The organism is Arthrobacter sp. zg-Y20 (assembly GCF_030142075.1).
Classification (GTDB): domain Bacteria; phylum Actinomycetota; class Actinomycetes; order Actinomycetales; family Micrococcaceae; genus Arthrobacter_B.
The window spans coordinates 140,862-158,634 of sequence record NZ_CP126241.1 but is presented as its reverse complement, the minus strand read 5'-3'; the positions used below and the strand labels follow the sequence as shown (position 1 = coordinate 158,634).

Below are 17,773 nucleotides of genomic sequence, written 5' to 3'. Positions count from 1 at the left end.
CTTAGGACGGCCGCGGGCGGGTTACCCGACAGTTACCCGACCACGGCCAGCGCGAAGCCGTCCCAGCCCTTGGATCCCACCGTCTGCAGGGCCGTAGCCTCCAGCCGCGGATGAGATCCGAGCACGGACAGGGCTTCCCGGGTGCCCTGCACGGCGTCGTCACCGGAAGCGTCCAGGACACTGCCGCCGCGCACCACGTTGTCCACCACAATGACGCTGCCGGGCCGGGACAGCTTCACTGCCCAGTCCACGTAGGCCGGATTGTTGGCCTTGTCCGCATCGATGAAGAACAGGTCAAACGGCCCGGCAAGTGCCGGCAAGATGTCCAGTGCCGCACCCACCCGCACCGTGACACGGTCCGCGAGTCCGGCGGCGGCCAGGTTGGCGCGGGCCACCTCCGCATGGCGGGGCTCATATTCACAGGTGACCAGTTCTCCCCCGGGCGGCAGTGCCCTGGCCAGCCACGCGGTGCTGAAACCGCCCAGCGTGCCGATCTCCAGGATCCGCCGGGCACCGGACAGGCGGGCCAGCAGCATCAGGAGCTTCCCCTGCGCAGCGGAGACCTCGATGGGCGGCAGTCCTGCGGCGGCGGTCGCTGCGACGATGGCTCTCAGGTCATCGTCCGGCTGCACGATCACGCCGGCCAGGAAGTCCTCTACCTGTTTCCACTGCTCCATTGCAGGCTCCGTTCATTCGGATAAGCGGCCGCTAGGCGTGGCCGCCGTATTCGTCCTGTTCGGCCAGCACCTTCTCAAGCCGTTCCACCTTGCCGGTGAGCTCGCCGGCGTGCCCGGGGCGGATGTCCGCCTTGAGCACCAGCGATACCCGGCTGCCGTACCGGCCCACCGCTTCCGTGGCGCGGCGGACCACGTCCATGACTTCATCCCACTCACCCTCGAGGGTGGTGAACATGGCATCGGTGGAGTTTGGCAGCCCGGACTCGCGGACAATCCTCACGGCGGCGGCTACGGCGTCGTGCACCGAGGCATCACCTGTTCCGGCGGGAAGGGTCTGCGGTCCGGTTCCGGACGGGGCAACTGAGAAGGCAACTAGCATCCGCCCAGTGTGCCACCCCGCCCGGAACCGCGCACGGGGAAACGCGCTACGCTTCCGCGGCGTCCCTGCCTGCGCCGGCACGGGCCACGTCTGAGAACTTCTCGTTCAGGCGGGAGTGCCGCTGGCCGTAGGCGAAGTAGAGCAGGAAACCGATCAGCAGCCAGCCGGCAAAGTAGAGCCAGGTTTCCACGGCCAGGTTGGTCATCAGGTACAGGCACAGCACGGCGGAAAGGACCGGAATGACGGGCCCGAACGGAACCCGGAAGGCCGGCCGCAGGTCGGGGCGCTTCTTCCGCAGGACCAGGATGCCCAGGCTGACCACCACAAAGGCGGACAGCGTGCCGATGTTGATCATTTCCTCCAGCACGTCCACCTGCGTGAACCCGGCCACGAAGGCCACCAGTGCGCCGCAAAGGATCTGCAGCCGCGCCGGGGTGGAGTGCTTGTCGCTGGTGCGGGACAGTCCACGGGGCAGCAGGCCGTCGCGGCTCATGGCCAGCACCACCCGGGCCAGGCCCATCAGCAGCACCATGATCACCGTGGTGAGTCCGATGAGTGATCCAACGGCGATGACCTTCGCGGCGGCCGTGTTGCCCACCATGGTGAAGGCGGTGGCCAGGTTCGGGTTTTCCGCCGTCGCCAGATCCGTGTAGGAGACCATGCCCGTCAGGGCCAGGGATACACCGATGTAAAGCAGTGTCACTACGGCCAGCCCGGCGAAAATGCCGCGCGGCAGGGTCCGGCCTGGATCCTTGACCTCTTCGGCGGAGGTTGCCACCACGTCGAAGCCGATGAAGGCAAAGAACACCACGGCGGCGCCGGCGAAAACGCCGAGCATTCCGTACTGGGCCGGCGCTGCGCCGGTCAGGAAGGAGAACAGGGACTGCTGCATAACGCCCGAGCTGCCTTCACTGGCAGTGGACACCGAATCCGGGATGAACGGGGAGTAGTTCTCCGCCTTGACGTAGAAGAAACCGGCAACGATCACAAAGAGGACCACGCCCACCTTGATCAGCGTAAAGACGTTGCCCACCTGTGCGGAGAGCTTGGTGCCCATCACCAGCAGGATGGTGAACGCGGTGACAATCAGGAACGGACCCCAGGTGAGGTCAATGGGTCCAAGGTGAAGGGTTGCCGGGATATCCACCCCGATCAGGGCAAACACCTCGCTGAGGTAGATGCCCCAGTACTTGGCGATCACCGCTGCGGCGGTGAACAGTTCGAGGATGAGGTTCCAGCCGATGATCCAGGCGACGAACTCGCCCATGGTGGCGTAGCTGAAGACGTACGCCGAACCCGCAACGGGAATGGCGGTGGCGAACTCGGCGTAACACATGATGGCCAGCGCACAGGTGACGGCCGCCAGCACGAAAGAGATGGTGACGGCGGGGCCGGAGAACTCCGCCGCAGCTTTGGCACCCACCGAGAAGATGCCGGCACCCACAGCGACGGCGACGCCCATGATCATCAGGTCCCACGCGGTGAGTGACCGCTTCAGCCGGCGGCCAGGTTCGTCGGCGTCCGCCAGGGAAGCTTCGATGGGTTTGGTACGGAAGAGACTCACGTGGTCCTCGCCTTGTCTTGAGGAATATAACCGGTCAATCGTAGGCTGGGCGTCCGGCGGCACTTATTTTAGTCTCACATCCTGAGACAGAAGAGTCCACGAAGCCTTGTACCGCGCCTGGGGTGAAGCGTGCTCCGCTGGCAACTGCCGCACGCTTTTGCGAGTATGGATGTGACCTGATCCACCCCGCCCCCGGGATGGGAAGAACCCCGCTACGAACGGATCACAGCTATGGCCCGCGGAATCTATGTAAGCGCCATGACGCCCGGATCCGGCAAGTCCCTGATCAGCCTCGGCTTGGCCGACATGCTGGGCCGCCACGCGGACCGGGTGGGTTTCTTCCGCCCCATCGTCGAAGGCGACGATCCGGCGCAGGACCCCATGGTGGAACTGATGCAGAGCCGCTTCGACCTTGGCCCCGCCACCTGCCGCGGGGGGCTGACCCGGGCCCAGTTGCGTGCACTGCTGGTCGCCGGTGAGCGCGGCGAGGTGGATGCCCGCTGCCTGGCCGTCTACAGCGAGATCGCCGCCAACTGCGACGTCGTGATCGTGGAGGGCACGGACCTTTCCGGGCACGACGTCGCCCTCGAGTTCGATCTCAACGCCCGCCTGGCCAATGACCTGGGCACCGTGGTGCTCGCCGTCGTCAACGCCCAGGAAATGAGCGCCGCAGAAACGGCGGATGCCGTGGACGTGGCCCGCCGCCAGCTGGCCGATGCCAAATGCGATCTGCTGGCCATGATGGTCAACCGCGCCGCGCCGTCGGAAGTCGAACCCATCGCTGCGGCCATGCGCCCGGGCAACAGCGGACGCCCGGTTTATGTCATTCCGGAACAGAGCGAAATCTCCCAGCCGTCCATCGCCGAGGTACAGAAAGCGCTGCAGGCGCGCCAGGTGGCCGGCAGCGCCACCCTGGAGCGGGATGTTTCAGCAGTGAAGGTGGCGGCCATGACGGTTGGCAACTTCATCCCGCAGCTCACTGACGGCACGCTGGTGATTGTGCCGGCGGACCGTGCCGACGTGATGGTGGCTACCCTTGCTTCCTCCTTCTCCTCCGACTTCCCGGTGGCGAGCGGCATGATCCTCACCGGCGGCATGGAGGTGGAGCCGGCCATCCTTGAGTTGCTGGCCTCCGCGCCGTTCCCGGTGTTCGATGTCAGCACGGATACCTATACGACGGCGCGCCGGGTCAGCCGCGTCCGCGGAGAGATCTCCAGCGGCCACCGGCGCAAGGTGGCGGCCGCCCTGGGTACCTGGTCCCGGCACGTGGACGAAGTGGAACTGCTGGAACGGCTGGCGCTTCCCCGGCCGGCCACCACCACCCCGCTGCGGTTCCTCAACGAGCTCATTGTGCGCGCCCGCGCCAGCCGGCAGCGCATTGTCCTGCCGGAGGGACTGGACGTGCGGATCCTGCAGGCAGCGGAGATCCTCAGCCGGCGCGACGTATGTGCGCTGACGGTCCTGGGACCGGAGGGGCAGATCCGCGAACTGGCGGCAAGTGAAGGCATTGACCTCTCCAACGTCAACATCATCAACCCCGCCACCAGTGCCCTGCGGGACGAATTTGCCCGCGAATACGCGGCACTGCGCCAGAAAAAGGGCGTCACCCTGGAGGACGCGCAGGAGCGTATGCTCCATGGGGCATACTTCGGCACCATGATGGTCCAGCTGGGCCGGATGGACGGCATGGTCTCCGGCGCCGCCCACACCACCGCCAACACCATCCGGCCCGCCCTGGAGTTCATCCGCACCAAGGAGGGCGTAAAGATTGTGTCCTCGGTGTTCCTTATGCTGCTGGCAGACCGGGTCCTGGTCTACGGCGACTGCGCCGTGAATCCGGAACCGGACATGGAGCAGCTGGCGGACATCGCACTGGCCTCGGCCGCCACCGCCGAACAGTTCGGCGTCACGCCCCGGGTGGCCATGCTCTCCTACTCCACCGGTTCCTCCGGCACCGGCGGTTCCGTGGAGAAGGTCCGCAAGGCCACCGAGCTGGTCCGCCGCGCCCGGCCGGATCTTCCGGTGGAAGGCCCCATCCAGTACGACGCCGCCGTAGACGCCTCGGTGGCGGCCTCCAAGGCGCCGGGATCCTCCGTGGCGGGGCAGGCAACGGTCTTCATTTTCCCGGACCTGAACACCGGCAACAACACCTACAAGGCCGTCCAGCAGTCCGCCGGGGCGGTGGCGGTGGGACCGATCCTGCAGGGGCTGCGCAAACCGGTCAACGACCTCAGCCGCGGCTGCACCGTGGAGGACATCGTCAACACCGTGGCCATTACCGCCGTCCAGGCACAGGAGGACTAAATGCTGGTGCTGGTCATCAACTCAGGCTCGTCGTCACTGAAATACCAGGTGCGGGACACAGACAGCCAGGAGCTGCTCACAAAGGGCCTCATCGACCGGATCGGTGACGTAATCCCGGACCACACCGCGGCGCTCGAGGAACTCAGTACCCGGCTGCGGCGGGAACTGGACGGGCGGAGCATCGACGCCGTGGGCCACCGGGTGGTGCACGGCGGCGAGCGCTTTAGTGAACCGGTCCTGGTGAACAACGAGATTGTCCGTTCCATTGAGCGGCTGAGCCCGCTGGCACCGCTGCACAATCCGGCCAGCGCCATGGGTATCCGGGCAGTACACGACAAGTGGCCGTCAATTCCCCAGGTTGCCGTTTTCGACACCGCCTTCCACCGCACCCTGCCGGAACGGGCCTGGCGCTACGCGCTGCCGGACAGCCTGTACCGCCGGCACGGCATCCGGCGCTACGGCTTCCACGGCACCAGTTACGGCTTCGTGGCTCCGGCCGCCGCGCGTTTCCTGGGCATAGAGCCCGAACGGTTCCGCGCCGTCATCGCCCATCTGGGCAACGGCGCCTCCGTTGCGGCCATTCAGGACGGCAAGAGCATCGACACCTCCATGGGATTCACGCCGCTGGAGGGCCTGGTGATGGGTACCCGCAGCGGAGACGTTGATCCGTCCATCCTGGTGTTCCTGGCCCGCCAGGGTTATGACGCCGACACCCTGGACAATATGCTCAACCGCGAATCCGGGTTAAGGGCCCTGGCCGGCGAGTCAGACATGCGCAGCATCGAGGAGGCCGCGGACGCCGGCGATGAACGCTCGCGGCTGGCCCTGGCCGTTGCCGCCTACCGGCTGGCGAAGTACATCGGCGCCTACCATGTGGCCGTGGGCGGTGCGCAGGCGGTGGTCTTTACCGCGGGAATCGGAGAAAACTCCGGGAAGTTCCGGGAGTTGGTGGTGGACCAGCTCGGCCCGCTGGGTATCCGGCTGGATCCGGAGGCCAACCTTGCCCGGGGGAAGCAGGCCCGGCGGATCAGCACGCCGGACTCGGCAATTCCGGCCCTGGTAGTGCCCACGGATGAAGAGGAAGCGATCGCAGAAGCCACGGCCGCCGTCGTCGCCGGGAGCCGGAAACCCGCCGCTTCATTCTGATCCACCCCTGCTGCCCGGCGGTTGCCCTGCCGGCCTTGCCGCCGGCAAGGCCAAAGACGGGGTAAACGGCAGACAGCAGGGCAACGGCCGTTGTACGGTGGGATACCCGGTTGAGCAGTGGCCGGGAGCACTGTCGGCGTGGAGATGACATGGAAGATCCACTGCGGGTCCTGGTCAGCGTAGATACGAAGAACGCAGCCGCCTCCATTGAAGTTCGGGGTGCCCTGACCGGCTCCAACTGCGGCACCCTGCTGAATATCCTGCGCCATACGGCAACGCTCGGTGCCAACATCCTCATTAACCTCACGCGTACTGCCGGCATCGAGGACGCGGCACTGGAGGTCCTGGCAGATGCCGCCCGCGAGGTCGAACGCGCAGCTCCCACCGTCCCGGCGCTTCATGTGGGCGTACAGCTGCCCCCGGCAGACGCCGCGCGGGCCGTATTGCAGCCGCCACCCTTGTCCGCGCGGCAAACGCTGGATAATGCAACCGCGCTGGACATGATCCTGGCGCGGGACCCCCGGGTACTCCCGGGACCGCGCCCGAGCCGGACCGGCCGAAACTCCTAGCCTCCACGCGCCCGCTCACCTGCAGACTTTCCGCAAACCCCTGACTGCGGCCTGTTTTGTCAGTACGCTTATGAATTGGCACAATGGGGATAAGTTCTTTCAACGCACTCAGAATGCAACCAGCAGGAGGATCGCACGTGAAAGCAGTTACATGGCAGGGGAAAAACTCCGTAAGCGTGGAGCAAGTACCTGATCCCACCATCCAGGAACCCACCGACGCCATCATCCGGGTCACCTCCACCGCTGTATGCGGCTCCGACCTCCACCTTTACGGAGTGCTCCTGCCCTACATGAAGGAAGGCGACATCCTCGGCCACGAAGCCATGGGCATTGTGGAAGAGGTCGGCTCCGCCGTCACCAGCCTGAAGAAGGGCGACCGCGTGGTTGTTCCCTTCCAGATCGCCTGCGGCAGCTGCTTCATGTGCCGCCAGGGCCTGCAGACCCAGTGCGAGGTCACCCAGGTCCGCGAAAAGGGCTCCGGCGCTGCCCTCTTCGGCTTCTCTGAGCTGTACGGCTCCGTTCCCGGCGGGCAGGCCGAGTACCTCCGGGTGCCGCTGGCCGACTACAACCCCATCAAGGTCGGCACCGAACTCCCGGACCACCGTTACCTGTTCCTCTCCGACATCCTTCCCACTGCCTGGCAGGGCGTCCAGTACGCCAATGTGCCCGACGGCGGCACCCTCGCCGTGTACGGCCTGGGCCCGGTCGGCCAGTTCGCCGCCCGCATCGGCACACATCTGGGCTACCGTGTCATCGGCGTCGAGCCGGTGGAGGAACGCCGGAAGCTCGCCGGCCAGTACGGCGTGGAAACCCTGGACCTGCACAAGGACGTCGCCGACGAGCTGCGTGAAATGACGGACGGCCGCGGACCGGACTCCGTGGTGGACGCCGTCGGCATGGAGGCCCATGGCTCCCCCGTGGGCAAGGCAGCCCAGACCATCGTCGGACTGCTGCCGGACAAGCTGGCGCAGAAGGCAATGGAGACCGCCGGAACGGACCGCCTGTCCGCCCTGCACGGTGCCATTGACGCGGTCCGCCGCGGCGGCACGGTGTCCCTGAGCGGCGTTTACGGCGGCACGGCCGACCCGATGAACCTGATGGCCATGTTCGACAAGCAGCTGAACCTGCGGATGGGCCAGTGCAACGTCAAGCGCTGGACCGAGGACCTGATGCCGCTGGTCGAGGATCCCGCCGATCCGCTGGGCGTCACCAACCTGGTTACCCACCAGGCCTCCCTTGAGGATGCACCGGAGCTGTACGAGAAGTTCCAGAAGAAGGAAGACGGCTGCATCAAGGTTGTCTTCCAGCCGGGCGCCAGCAACTAGGGCACCAGCAGTACCAAGCACCACCGGCAAAGGCCGGGGCAGCCGCAAGGCACCCCGGCCTTTGCCGTTTAAGCGCTACCCGCGTTAAGCGGCCCTCCGCGGCGGAAGCCGCCGGAGGTCGGCAGTGATGCTCTTCCCGTCGAGGTCCAGGCGCAAATAGGTGCAGAAGGGCTGCCGACGCCGGTCGGTGGGCGAGCCGGGGTTCAGCAGGCGCATCCCGGACGGGGCGGTGGAATCCCAGGGGATGTGGCTGTGCCCGAAAATCAGCAGGTCGGTATCCGGGAACTGCGCGTCCATGCGTTCTTCCCGCAGCCGTGCGGGACCGGTTTCATGCACGACGGCGAGCCGCACCTCCTCGACCACCGCCGTCGCCACCAGCGGCAGGCGGGACCGCAGCCCGGCGCCGTCGTTGTTTCCGTAGCAGGCCAGGAGGCTGCGGGAACGGGCCTGGATCTCCTCCAGCAGTTCAACGTTCACCCAGTCCCCGGCATGCACCACGATGTCTGCGGCTTCAATGTCCTGCCAGAGCACCTCGGGAAGTACCTTGGCACGGGTGGGCAGATGGGTGTCCGAAAGGACCAGCAGCTGAGTGGCCACGTGCTATTTCCGCAGGTTCCACGCCCAGAGGATCAACGGGACCTGGAGCGGCAGCCGCAGGCTGTGGACCAGCTTTTCCTTGTCCCCGCCGCGCGGACCGAAGGCGCGCTGGAGGGCGCTGATGTGGCCGGCGATAAAGGCCACGTACATGGCGGCGGTGCCGGTGGCCGCCAGCCGCCTCGTTGCGGGCAGGAGCAGGCCCAGTGCCGCAGCGAACTCCAGCACACCGCTGGCATGGGTCCACTGCCGGCGGGTCATCACGCCGTACCTGCCCTCCGTATCGGTGCTGATGCTGCGCGGCACCACCGCGTTGTAGAAACGCGGGTTACGGAAGTGGTTGACGGCGCTGGTGGTCAGTAGCGCTGCCATGGCCGCGGCAGAGAGCGTCTTGCGGTTCATCGGGTTCCTTCGGTTGGGGCTGCTGTCCGGGAGCGGGCAGGGGACGGCGGCCGGGATTCGGCACCCGCGAGGGCGTCCGCAGCCCGGACCAGTGCCAGATGCGAGAAGGCCTGCGGGAAGTTCCCGGCCATGTGTCCACTGGCTGCATCATATTCTTCGCTGAGCAGGCCCAGCTCATTCGAATAGCCCACCAGCTGGTCCATGAGCCTGCGCGCCTCCGGCAGCCTGCCGGTGAACGCATACTGTTCCACCAGCCAGAAGCTGCACGCCAGGAACGGGTTCTCACCCGCCGGGAGCCCGTCCGCACCGGTTTCGGTGGCGTAACGCAGCAGCAGTCCGGAGGGGTCCAGCAGTTCCTTCTCCAACCGGGCCACGGTGCCCAGCATCCGTTCGTCGTCGTAGTCGATGAACCCCACCTGCGGCAGCTGCAGCAGCGCCGCGTCCACCGTGGTGCTGCCGTAGTACTGGGTGAAAGAGTTCAGCTCCGGATCAAAGCCCCGTTCCATCACCTCCCGGCGCAGTCCGTCCCGGAGCCCCTCCCAGACCTCCACCGGGCCTTCCAACCCGTATTTCCGGGCGGCCTCCGCGGCCCGGTCAAACGCAGCCCACATCATCACCCGCGAGTGCGTGAAGTGCTGCGGCTCCCCGCGCATCTCCCAAATTCCGTGGTCCGGCTCCTCCAGGTGCTTTTCGAGGAAGTTCAGCAGTGCACGCTGCAGCGGCCAGGAAAAGTGGTCCTCCGGCACGCCGCGGTCCCGCAGCCGGGCCAGCGCCACCATCACGTGTCCCACCACGTCCGCCTGGTACTGCCCCACGGCCCCGTTGCCCAGCCGAACCGGTGCCGCGCCGCCGTAGCCCGGAAACTGCGGCAGGATCTGTTCGGGCAGGTCCCGCCCGCCGTCCACGGCGTAAAGGATCTGCAGGTCCTCCGGATCCCCGGCCACGGCCCGGAGCAGCCAACTGCGCCATTGCAGCGCTTCGTCCTGGTAGCCGTGGGTCATCATGGCCACCAGGGTCAGGGCGGCATCCCGCAGCCAGCAGTAGCGGTAGTCCCAATTCCGTTCCCCGCCGGCCACCTCCGGCAGGGAGGTGGTGGGAGCGGCCACAATACCCCCCGTGTCTTCGTGCGTCAGGGCCCGCAGCACCAGCAGCGAGCGCCGCACCGCATGCTCGTAGCCGCTTGACTCCAGGCAGCGGTTCCCCCAGTTCTGCCAGTACGCGGTGGTGCGGGCCAGGGCCGCATCCAGGTCCTGAGGCGCCGGGACGGGGCGGTGAGAGGGGTACCAGGTCAGTTCAAGGTCGAAACACTCCCCCGCCGCGACGTCGAACCGGCCAATGTGGCTGTGGTTGCTGGCCACGGGCAGGTTGGTGCCGCGCAGCACCAGCGCTCCGGGGCCGGCGATCGCGGAGAGGTGCTCCCCGGCGCTGTCGGTGCCGCGGAAGACCCACGGCAGCACCAAACCGTAACCGAACCGGATCTTCAGTTCCTGCCGCATGGGGACGGTGCCGCTGATGCCCTCGATCCGGCGTACCAGGGAGGCGCGGCGGTCTCCGGTGGGCATGTAGTCCGTGACCCGTACCGTCCCCGTGGGGGTCTGCCAGTGGGTGCGCAGCACAAAGGTGGATTCCAGGTAGGCCCGGTGGGTGACCACGGCAGCCGGATCGTCCGGCGCCAGGCGCCACCGGCCGTGGTCACTGTCGCCGAGCAGGGCGCCGAACACTGACGGCGAATCGAACCGCGGCAGGCACAGCCAGTCCATGCTCCCGGTGCGGGAAATCAGCGCTCCGGTGTGCAGATCGGAGATCAGCGCATAGTCCTCGATGGGACAGGGAAGCTGCGGCGGTGCGGGCGCCGGCTCGGCAGGGAAGTCCACGGGGGATGCCATGGCACTACTCAACCACACCGCCCTCGTAGCGCGGGTGCCCAAATCACTGATTAGATTGGGAAGAGGTGGTCCGGCTCGCCGAAGTTGCCTTGCCGGACCCGCACTGGAAGATGAGGGAGCGGTATTGAAAGACGCGTCAGCCATGTCCATGCAGGCCGGGGAGGTGCACGCGTGAGCACCCAAGTGGTCCCCACCGATGAAGAACGCGCCTACGCCCTGCGGCGGATGAAAATGCTGGCCACGGGCCTGCTGATCCTGCTCGCGGTCATCTTCCTCTTTTCCTTCGCCCTGCAGGACCGCTATCCCTGGCTCGAGTACGTCCGCGCCGCGGCGGAAGGCGGGATGGTGGGCGCTCTGGCGGACTGGTTTGCCGTCACCGCCCTGTTCAAGCACCCCATGGGGATCAAAATCCCCCACACCGCGATCATCCCGGAGAAAAAGGACCAGATCGGCGCATCGCTGGGCCAGTTCGTGGAACAGAATTTCCTCTCCGAGGAGATCATCCGGACGAAGCTGGACTCTATGCAGGTGGCACGCAAGGCGGGCATCTGGCTGTCCCGCCCCGAGGGGGCGGAGCGGGTGGCCACCGAAGGCGCCGCGGCCATCCGGGGCGCACTGCGGGTACTGGACGACGACGCCGTCCGCGACGTCCTCGAATCCATGTTCCGCCGGCACGTGGTGGACCCGCAGTGGGGACCGCCGGCCGGACGAATGGCCCAGCGCATCTTCGAGGAGGGCCACCACCACCAGCTGGTGAACCTGATCGTGGACAGCCTGGCAGACTGGGTGCTGGCCAACCCCGAGGTGATCGGACGCCTGGTAGCCGAACGTTCGCCGTCGTGGGTTCCCGCGTTCGTGGATGACCTGGTGGGTGAACGGGTGCAGATCCAGGCCGAGCGGTTCCTGATCGACGTGCAGGAAAACCCCAACCACCAGCTGCGCGTGGCGCTGGACAACTACCTCACCGGGGTGGCCAAGGACCTCCAGGAGGATCCGGCAACCATGGCCAAGGCCGACGCCGTCAAGGAGCAGGTGCTGGACGATCCGCGCGTGCGCGAGCTGATGACGCAGACCTGGACCACCATCAAGAACGCCCTGATGACCGCGGCCGAGGACCCGGACAGTGAACTGACCCGCAACTTCAAATCAGCACTGCAGGACTTCGGTACGCGCCTGGTGGAAGAACCGGAGCTTGCTGCCAAGATCAACGGTTACGTTGCCGACGCCGCCGGGTACCTGGTCCGGACCTACCGCAGCGACATCGCCGGTGTCATCACTGAAACGGTGGAACGCTGGGACGCCAAGGAGACCTCGGAAAAGATTGAACTGCAGGTCGGCAAGGACCTGCAGTTCATCCGAATCAACGGCACCGTGGTGGGATCCCTCGCCGGTCTGGCGATCTTTACGGTCGCCACGGCGGTCTTCGGCTAGGCGGTCTTGGGCTGGTTCTCCAGCCGCTCCAACTCACCGGCCAGCTCGCCCGGAATAGTGGCCGGCGGTTCACCGAAGGCTGCACGGGTGGCCTTGATGACGCCCTTGCCCATTGCCCGGTTGCCGACTCCGCCAACGACGGCGCCCACACCGAGCGGCAGGGCACGTCCCAGCATGGCGGTGCCCTGGCGTGCCATGACCCGCTTCAGGAACTGCTTGCGGATGCTTGAGCCGACCGACCCCATCAGGCCCGAGGGCATGGCGCCGATGGTGCTGCCCCAGGACTGCGCGCTGCCGCGGCCGGCAAGGGACTGCATCATGGAGGTTCCTTCTTCACCCAGCATGATGGCCATCACCATGGTCCGGGACTTCTCCGGATCGGCGAGCCGTACACCATGCAGTTCAGCCACTGACTGCGCGTACAGGGCGGTGGCTTCCAGGAAACCGACCGTCGCTGCGGCGGAGAGTCCGAGGGCGGCCACGGTTCCGACGGCGGGAACCACCGCCGTGGCACCCACGGCCGCGCCGCCGCCCATCACCGCGTTCAGGTAGTGGCGGTCGAGGATGGCAATCAGCTCTGCGGCGGACGCTTTGGGGTGCTTGCGCTGCATCCGGCGGATGTTCGCCAGGACCAGTGGGCGCTGGACCTCCACGGCCCGCTCGATCGCCTTCACTACGTGCGGCTTGGGTTGCCCGTCGGGTCCGAAGGTGGCCTTCCCGGCCAACTTGGCTGCGGGGTTGAACTTACGTCGCTTCACAAGAACTCTCCTTGGGGAAATCCGGTGCAGGCTTCAACTCTACGGGGCGCGCCCGGAGCCGGGGGTCCCCCTGCACCTGGTTGCTTAAAGCAAAGGGCGGGGTCCGGCGGAAAATTCCGCGCGGGCCCCGCCCTTACTAATCAACACGCCGGGTTAGCGGCGCTCACGCACTACTTAAGCGCGGTTGCTGCTCTTGCGGGTTACGAAGCCGTAGATCACCAGAACGATGATCGCGCCAACGATGGCTACGAGCCAGGTCTGGATGGACCAGAACTCTTCGAGACCGACGCCGAAGACGGCGCTACCGATCCAGCCGCCCAGAAGGGCGCCAATGACACCCAGGACCAGGGTGGCGATCCAGCCGCCGCCCTGACGACCCGGGAGGATCATCTTTGCAATTGCACCTGCGATGAGACCCAGAATAAGGAACGCAATGAAACCCATTTGATTCTCCTTGCTGTGTGAGTGACAGTGATTTCAGCACTGCTTTGTGGGCAGCGCTTTCCTCCAGCCTACTTGATAAGCATGCTTAGGCGTAGTTTTTCCGAGAATTTTCATCTGGGTGAATGTGTGTTAGTTACCGCGGGCGTGTGGCCTGCGGCTGAGATACGGCATGGCTACGGCGTGTCGGAGCGCAGATACGCGGACAGAAATACGGACACGTCGGAAATCTCCGCCGAGGAAAGCGCGTGGCCCATTCCCTCGTAGGTACGGGCGGTGAGGGCCGTATTCTCCTCGAGCCACTCGCCGGTGTACTGGAGCGCATCGTCATTGATTACCCAGTCCTGCCGGTCCCGTCCCCAGAAGAACGGCACGCGCACAGGCAGCGGTTCGGCGACGGCCAAGATCTCGTTCGGGGCTACAAAGCCCGACAGCCCGACGACGGCGCGGAAGTCCCGGGGACGCAGGCGCAGCAGTGTGGCGGCCATGGCCATGCCCTGGGAAAAACCGACGAGCGAGACCGCAGTGAAGCCGTATTCGGTCCGGACCCGGTCAATCCAGGCCAGCACGGACAGCGCCGTCTCCAGCACCTCCGAGGTGTCAGAGTTCAACAGCGGATCGAGCAGGAACCAGCCGCTGCCCTCGCCGACCGGCAGCGGTCCGCGCACTGCCGCCCCCACAGCGGTGTCCGGCAGCGCGGCAAAAAGCCGCTCCATTGCCTGTTCCCCGGATCCGTACCCGTGCAGGAGGACCACCAGGGAGCGTCCATGGCGCCGGTCCGCGGGCAGTGACCAGATGACGTTTTCCGCCGGCACGGTTTTCATCGGCCCAGCCTAGCCGGGGCACACCGTTTCCGGGCGGCGGGGGCCGGGCGGTCCGTGTCCCATTGCCACGGGCAGCGGACCAAAAGTAAAGTCGCATCAGCGAAGAAGCAGTGGCAGTCGCCACGGATCGCAGGTGTGCAGGTATCTGTGCAGGTATCCGTACAGCGGCCGCCCCAGGACCGGGAAGCATCCCGAGTTCCGCCCGAATACCGGCCGTTTCCACGGGAACCACGGCCTGGATGGATCTCATTTATGATCGTTACCCTTACCGCCAATCCCAGCCTGGACCGCACTGTCGAGCTCCCGGGCGCGCTGGTGCGGGGCGCCGTCCAGCGTGCGGCGGGAACCACAGAAGAATCCGGAGGCAAGGGCGTCAACGTGTGCCGGGCACTGACGGCGTCCGGGGTCGCCTCGCTTGCAGTCCTGCCGGGGGCTGACGAGGATCCGGTGACCGCCGGCCTGCGGCAGGCCGGAATTCCCTACCTGAATATGCCCATCACCGCTCCGGTGCGGAGCAACATCACGCTGACGGAACCGGACGGCACCACCACCAAGGTCAATGCCCCGGGCCCCTCGCTCAGCCCGGTGGAGCAGGAAGCCCTGATCGCATTGGTGGTGGGGGCCTGCACGCCGAAAGAGGGCAGCGGACCGGTGTCCTGGTTGGTGCTGGCCGGATCGCTTCCGCCCGGAGTGCCGCCGAACTTCTATGCCCTGGTGGCGCAGGCGGTGCGGGAGCGGCTGGGCGCTGAAGCCCCGCTCATCGCGATGGACTCCTCCGGCCCGCCGCTGACGGGTGCATTGATGCACGGTGCAGCACCGGACCTGCTGAAGCCCAATGCCGAAGAACTGGCCGAGGCGGCCGGTTTCTCCAACGAGGCGGCACTCGAGGCGGACCCGCTTCTCGCCGCCCGGGCCGCCGGCGTCCTGCGCGAACGCGGCGTCGGTGCCGCCCTCGTCACGCTCGGCGCCAAGGGCGCACTGCTGGTGACTGCCGACGGGAGCTGGTTGGCAACCCGCCCGCCGGTGCAGGCACGTTCCACGGTTGGTGCCGGCGATTCGGCCCTTGCCGGTTACCTGCTCGCCGAAGTGGCCGGCGTCCCCCCGGCGGAGTGCCTGCGCCAAGCCGTGGCCCACGGAGCAGCCGCGGCTGCCCTGCCGGGAACGGCAGTTCCCACCCTGGCCCAAACGGATCCCGGTGAAGTGACCGTTACCGCACTCAGCATTGAGCCACAAGGCCCGATTGCCGGGAGGGCCGCCGCTGCGCCTCAAAAGGAGGAAAGCTAATGTCGGACCTCATCACCCCGGATCTGGTCACCCTGGACTCGGATCTGGGCGCGGACAAAGGCGGGGTCATTGAGCATCTGGCCCGCAACGTGGTCTCCGCCGGCCGTGCAACCAGCTATGACGAGCTGTACGCCGACGCCATGGCCAGGGAAGGCAAAACGGCCACCGGCGTTCCCGGCGGCATTGCCATCCCGCACTGCCGGTCAGCTGCCGTCACCAAGGCCACCCTGGCAATGGCCCGGCTTCGTCCCGCAGTGGACTGGGGCGCGAAGGACGGTCCGGCGGACATCGTCTTTTTCATTGCCGCTCCCGAAGGTGCGGATCAGGAGCACCTCCAGCTGCTGGCCAAGCTCGCGCGCTCCCTGATCCGCAAGGACTTCACCGGTGCGCTCCGTTCCGCAGGCTCCCCGCAACAGATTGTGGAGCTGGTGGACGGCGCGCTGGGCCTTGGCCCTGCCCCGGCGGAGGCGGGGTCCGCTGCCGGTGCGGGCGGGGCGGCAGCGGCCGGCACGGCCACCGGGGCCACGGCTGCGGGCACCGACGCCGGCTCCCGCGGCGGCGGGCAGGCCGCCGGTACGGGGGGATCCGGCGGAGACCGTGGAGGTGGTCACGGAGCAGATGCCCCGGCATCCGAGGGCGGTACGGGGGCCACGACGTCGGACACCTCCAAGTCCCCGCACATTGTTGCGGTGACCGCCTGCCCCACCGGTATTGCCCATACCTATATGGCGGCGGATTCCCTGGCCGCAGCGGCCGCCGAACGCGGCATCGACCTGCAGGTGGAAACCCAGGGCTCGGCCAAGTCCACGCCGTTGGACCCCACCGTGATCCGCAACGCCGACGCGGTGATTTTTGCCACTGACGTGGACGTCCGGGACAAGGGCCGCTTCGCGGGCAAACCCGTGATCAGCGGGCCGGTGAAGCGCGGCATCGACGAGCCGGGGGTGATGATCGATGAAGCCCTTGAATCGATCAACAACCCCAACGCGCGGCGGGTGTCCGGCGGCGGAGGCGGCGGCGAGGAACGCGAAGGGGCCGCCTCCGGAGGGGAGAGCTTCGGCGGCCAGCTCAAGCGCGCCCTGCTGACGGGCGTCAGTTACATGATCCCGTTCGTCGCCGGCGGCGGACTGCTGATTGCCCTCGGGTACCTGCTGGGTGGTTATGAACTGGCCCTGGCCTCGGACGGCGGGGACGGTGTCGCCAACGGCGACGTGATGCTGGACGGGACGTCGCTCTTCAGCTTGCCGCCCGAGGGGCTGATCCCGTACCTGGGTGCGGTGTTCTGGAAGATCGGCAACCTGTCCCTGGCATTCCTGGTGCCCGCACTGGCCGGCTACATTGCCTACGCACTGGCGGACCGCCCCGGCATTGCCCCGGGCTTCACCGCCGGTTCCGTGGCCCTGTTCATGGATGCCGGGTTCATTGGCGGCATCATCGGCGGCCTGCTTGCCGGGTACATGGCCCGGTGGATCGGCAACTGGAACGTACCTTCCTGGATGCGGGGACTGATGCCGGTGGTCATCATCCCCCTTCTGGCCTCTCTCATCGCCTCCGGCCTGATGATCCTGGTCCTTGGCGGCCCCATTGCCGCGCTGACCCTTGGGCTGAACAACTGGCTCACCAGCCTCACCGGTGTGGCGGCCATTGGGCTGGGTGTCATCCTGGGGCTGATGATGGGCTCGGATCTGGGCGGGCCCATCAATAAGGTGGCCTACGCCTTCGCTGTGGCCGGCCTGGGTGAAGGCAGCTTCGAGAACCAGGTGCCGTGGGAGATCATGGCCGCAGTGATGGCGGCGGGCATGGTTCCCCCGCTGGGCATGGCCTTTGCTTCAACGGTGCTGGCCAAGAACCGGTTCAGCATGGCTCTGCGGGAGAACGGCAAGGCCGCCTGGCTGTTGGGCGCCGCCTTCATCTCGGAGGGTGCCATTCCGTTCGCCGCGGCCGACTTCTTCCGGGTTATTCCCTCCACGATGCTCGGAGGCGCCGTGGCCGGTGCCATCTGCATGGCAACCGGCGTAACCTCACAGGCACCCCACGGTGGGATATTTGTCTTCTTCGCTATCGGCAACCTCCTGATGTTCGTGGTGGCGATCCTGGCCGGGGCTGCGGTCACAGGCTTCGTATACGTGGGCCTGAAACGGTTTGTCGCTCCCCGCAGGAAAGTGGAGGAACCCGTTGCTGCGTAAGGC

16 protein-coding genes are annotated in these 17,773 nt (G+C 66.7%); 7 read left to right on the top strand and 9 right to left on the bottom strand.

The genetic code is table 11. From position 1 onward, the window contains the following. Positions 1-32: 32 nt before the first annotated feature. Genes QNO06_RS00785 through QNO06_RS00775 form a run of 3 tightly spaced genes read right to left on the bottom strand, consistent with a single transcriptional unit; the run spans position 33 to position 2,620 of the window. Positions 33-677, bottom strand: a complete 645-nt coding sequence (locus QNO06_RS00785) for an O-methyltransferase (protein WP_227912488.1) — start codon at positions 675-677, stop codon at positions 33-35. A gap of 31 nt (positions 678-708) precedes the next feature. Then, entirely contained in the window at positions 709-1,056 is a 348-nt protein-coding gene (locus QNO06_RS00780; protein WP_227912489.1) for a thiamine-binding protein, read from the bottom strand. Positions 1,057-1,102: 46 nt separating this feature from the next. Continuing rightward, the gene (locus QNO06_RS00775; protein WP_227912490.1) at positions 1,103-2,620 is read right to left on the bottom strand and encodes an amino acid permease; all 1,518 of its coding nucleotides are present in this window, start codon (positions 2,618-2,620) and stop codon (positions 1,103-1,105) included. Positions 2,621-2,851: 231 nt separating this feature from the next. Between QNO06_RS00775 and pta the strand changes: the two genes are divergently transcribed. The 4 genes from pta to QNO06_RS00755 all read left to right on the top strand — a co-directional run bounded on the left by pta (position 2,852) and on the right by QNO06_RS00755 (position 7,964). Beyond that, complete coding sequence (gene pta, locus QNO06_RS00770) at positions 2,852-4,924, top strand: phosphate acetyltransferase (RefSeq protein ID WP_227912491.1); 2,073 nt, start codon at positions 2,852-2,854, stop codon at positions 4,922-4,924. Further along, the gene (locus QNO06_RS00765; protein ID WP_227912492.1) at positions 4,925-6,070 is read left to right on the top strand and encodes an acetate/propionate family kinase; all 1,146 of its coding nucleotides are present in this window, start codon (positions 4,925-4,927) and stop codon (positions 6,068-6,070) included. A gap of 149 nt (positions 6,071-6,219) precedes the next feature. Further along, positions 6,220-6,639: a hypothetical protein gene (locus tag QNO06_RS00760; protein ID WP_227912493.1), complete on the top strand. Its 420-nt coding sequence runs from the start codon at positions 6,220-6,222 to the stop codon at positions 6,637-6,639. Positions 6,640-6,776: 137 nt separating this feature from the next. Further along, positions 6,777-7,964: a zinc-dependent alcohol dehydrogenase gene (locus QNO06_RS00755; RefSeq protein ID WP_227912494.1), complete on the top strand. Its 1,188-nt coding sequence runs from the start codon at positions 6,777-6,779 to the stop codon at positions 7,962-7,964. Positions 7,965-8,048: 84 nt separating this feature from the next. Here the strand turns inward: QNO06_RS00755 and QNO06_RS00750 are convergent, their stop codons facing one another. The 3 genes from QNO06_RS00750 to QNO06_RS00740 are packed head-to-tail and all read right to left on the bottom strand — an operon-like array spanning position 8,049 to position 10,846. Next, entirely contained in the window at positions 8,049-8,561 is a 513-nt protein-coding gene (locus QNO06_RS00750; RefSeq protein ID WP_227912495.1) for a metallophosphoesterase family protein, read from the bottom strand. 3 nt (positions 8,562-8,564) lie between these two features. Beyond that, complete coding sequence (locus QNO06_RS00745) at positions 8,565-8,960, bottom strand: DoxX family protein (protein ID WP_227912496.1); 396 nt, start codon at positions 8,958-8,960, stop codon at positions 8,565-8,567. Continuing rightward, on the bottom strand, positions 8,957-10,846 hold the full coding sequence (locus QNO06_RS00740; RefSeq protein WP_227912497.1) for a glycoside hydrolase family 15 protein: 1,890 nt from the start codon (positions 10,844-10,846) through the stop codon (positions 8,957-8,959). The genes QNO06_RS00745 and QNO06_RS00740 overlap by 4 nt, the downstream gene beginning before the upstream one ends. A 171-nt stretch (positions 10,847-11,017) precedes the next feature. Here QNO06_RS00740 and QNO06_RS00735 point away from each other — a divergent pair, with 171 nt between their 5' ends. Then, the gene (locus tag QNO06_RS00735) at positions 11,018-12,277 is read left to right on the top strand and encodes a DUF445 domain-containing protein (RefSeq protein WP_442860154.1); all 1,260 of its coding nucleotides are present in this window, start codon (positions 11,018-11,020) and stop codon (positions 12,275-12,277) included. On the opposite strand, the gene QNO06_RS00730 is transcribed toward QNO06_RS00735, so the two are convergent. From QNO06_RS00730 to QNO06_RS00720, 3 genes are all read right to left on the bottom strand, one after another. Beyond that, a complete protein-coding gene (locus QNO06_RS00730; protein WP_227912498.1) occupies positions 12,274-13,035 on the bottom strand; it encodes a hypothetical protein in 762 nt (253 codons plus the stop codon). The genes QNO06_RS00735 and QNO06_RS00730 overlap by 4 nt on opposite strands. Before the next feature lie 174 nt (positions 13,036-13,209). Next, positions 13,210-13,479 (bottom strand): GlsB/YeaQ/YmgE family stress response membrane protein, encoded by a 270-nt coding sequence (locus QNO06_RS00725; RefSeq protein ID WP_227912499.1) that lies wholly within the window; start codon positions 13,477-13,479, stop codon positions 13,210-13,212. 173 nt (positions 13,480-13,652) lie between these two features. Continuing rightward, positions 13,653-14,300 (bottom strand): alpha/beta hydrolase, encoded by a 648-nt coding sequence (locus QNO06_RS00720; RefSeq protein WP_227912500.1) that lies wholly within the window; start codon positions 14,298-14,300, stop codon positions 13,653-13,655. 252 nt (positions 14,301-14,552) lie between these two features. On the opposite strand from QNO06_RS00720, the gene QNO06_RS00715 reads away from it, so the two are divergent. Continuing rightward, positions 14,553-15,584, top strand: a complete 1,032-nt coding sequence (locus QNO06_RS00715) for a 1-phosphofructokinase family hexose kinase (protein WP_227912501.1) — start codon at positions 14,553-14,555, stop codon at positions 15,582-15,584. Then, the gene (locus tag QNO06_RS00710) at positions 15,584-17,770 is read left to right on the top strand and encodes a PTS fructose transporter subunit IIABC (protein ID WP_227912502.1); all 2,187 of its coding nucleotides are present in this window, start codon (positions 15,584-15,586) and stop codon (positions 17,768-17,770) included. Before QNO06_RS00715 ends, QNO06_RS00710 begins: the two co-directional genes overlap by 1 nt. Positions 17,771-17,773 lie beyond the last annotated feature (3 nt).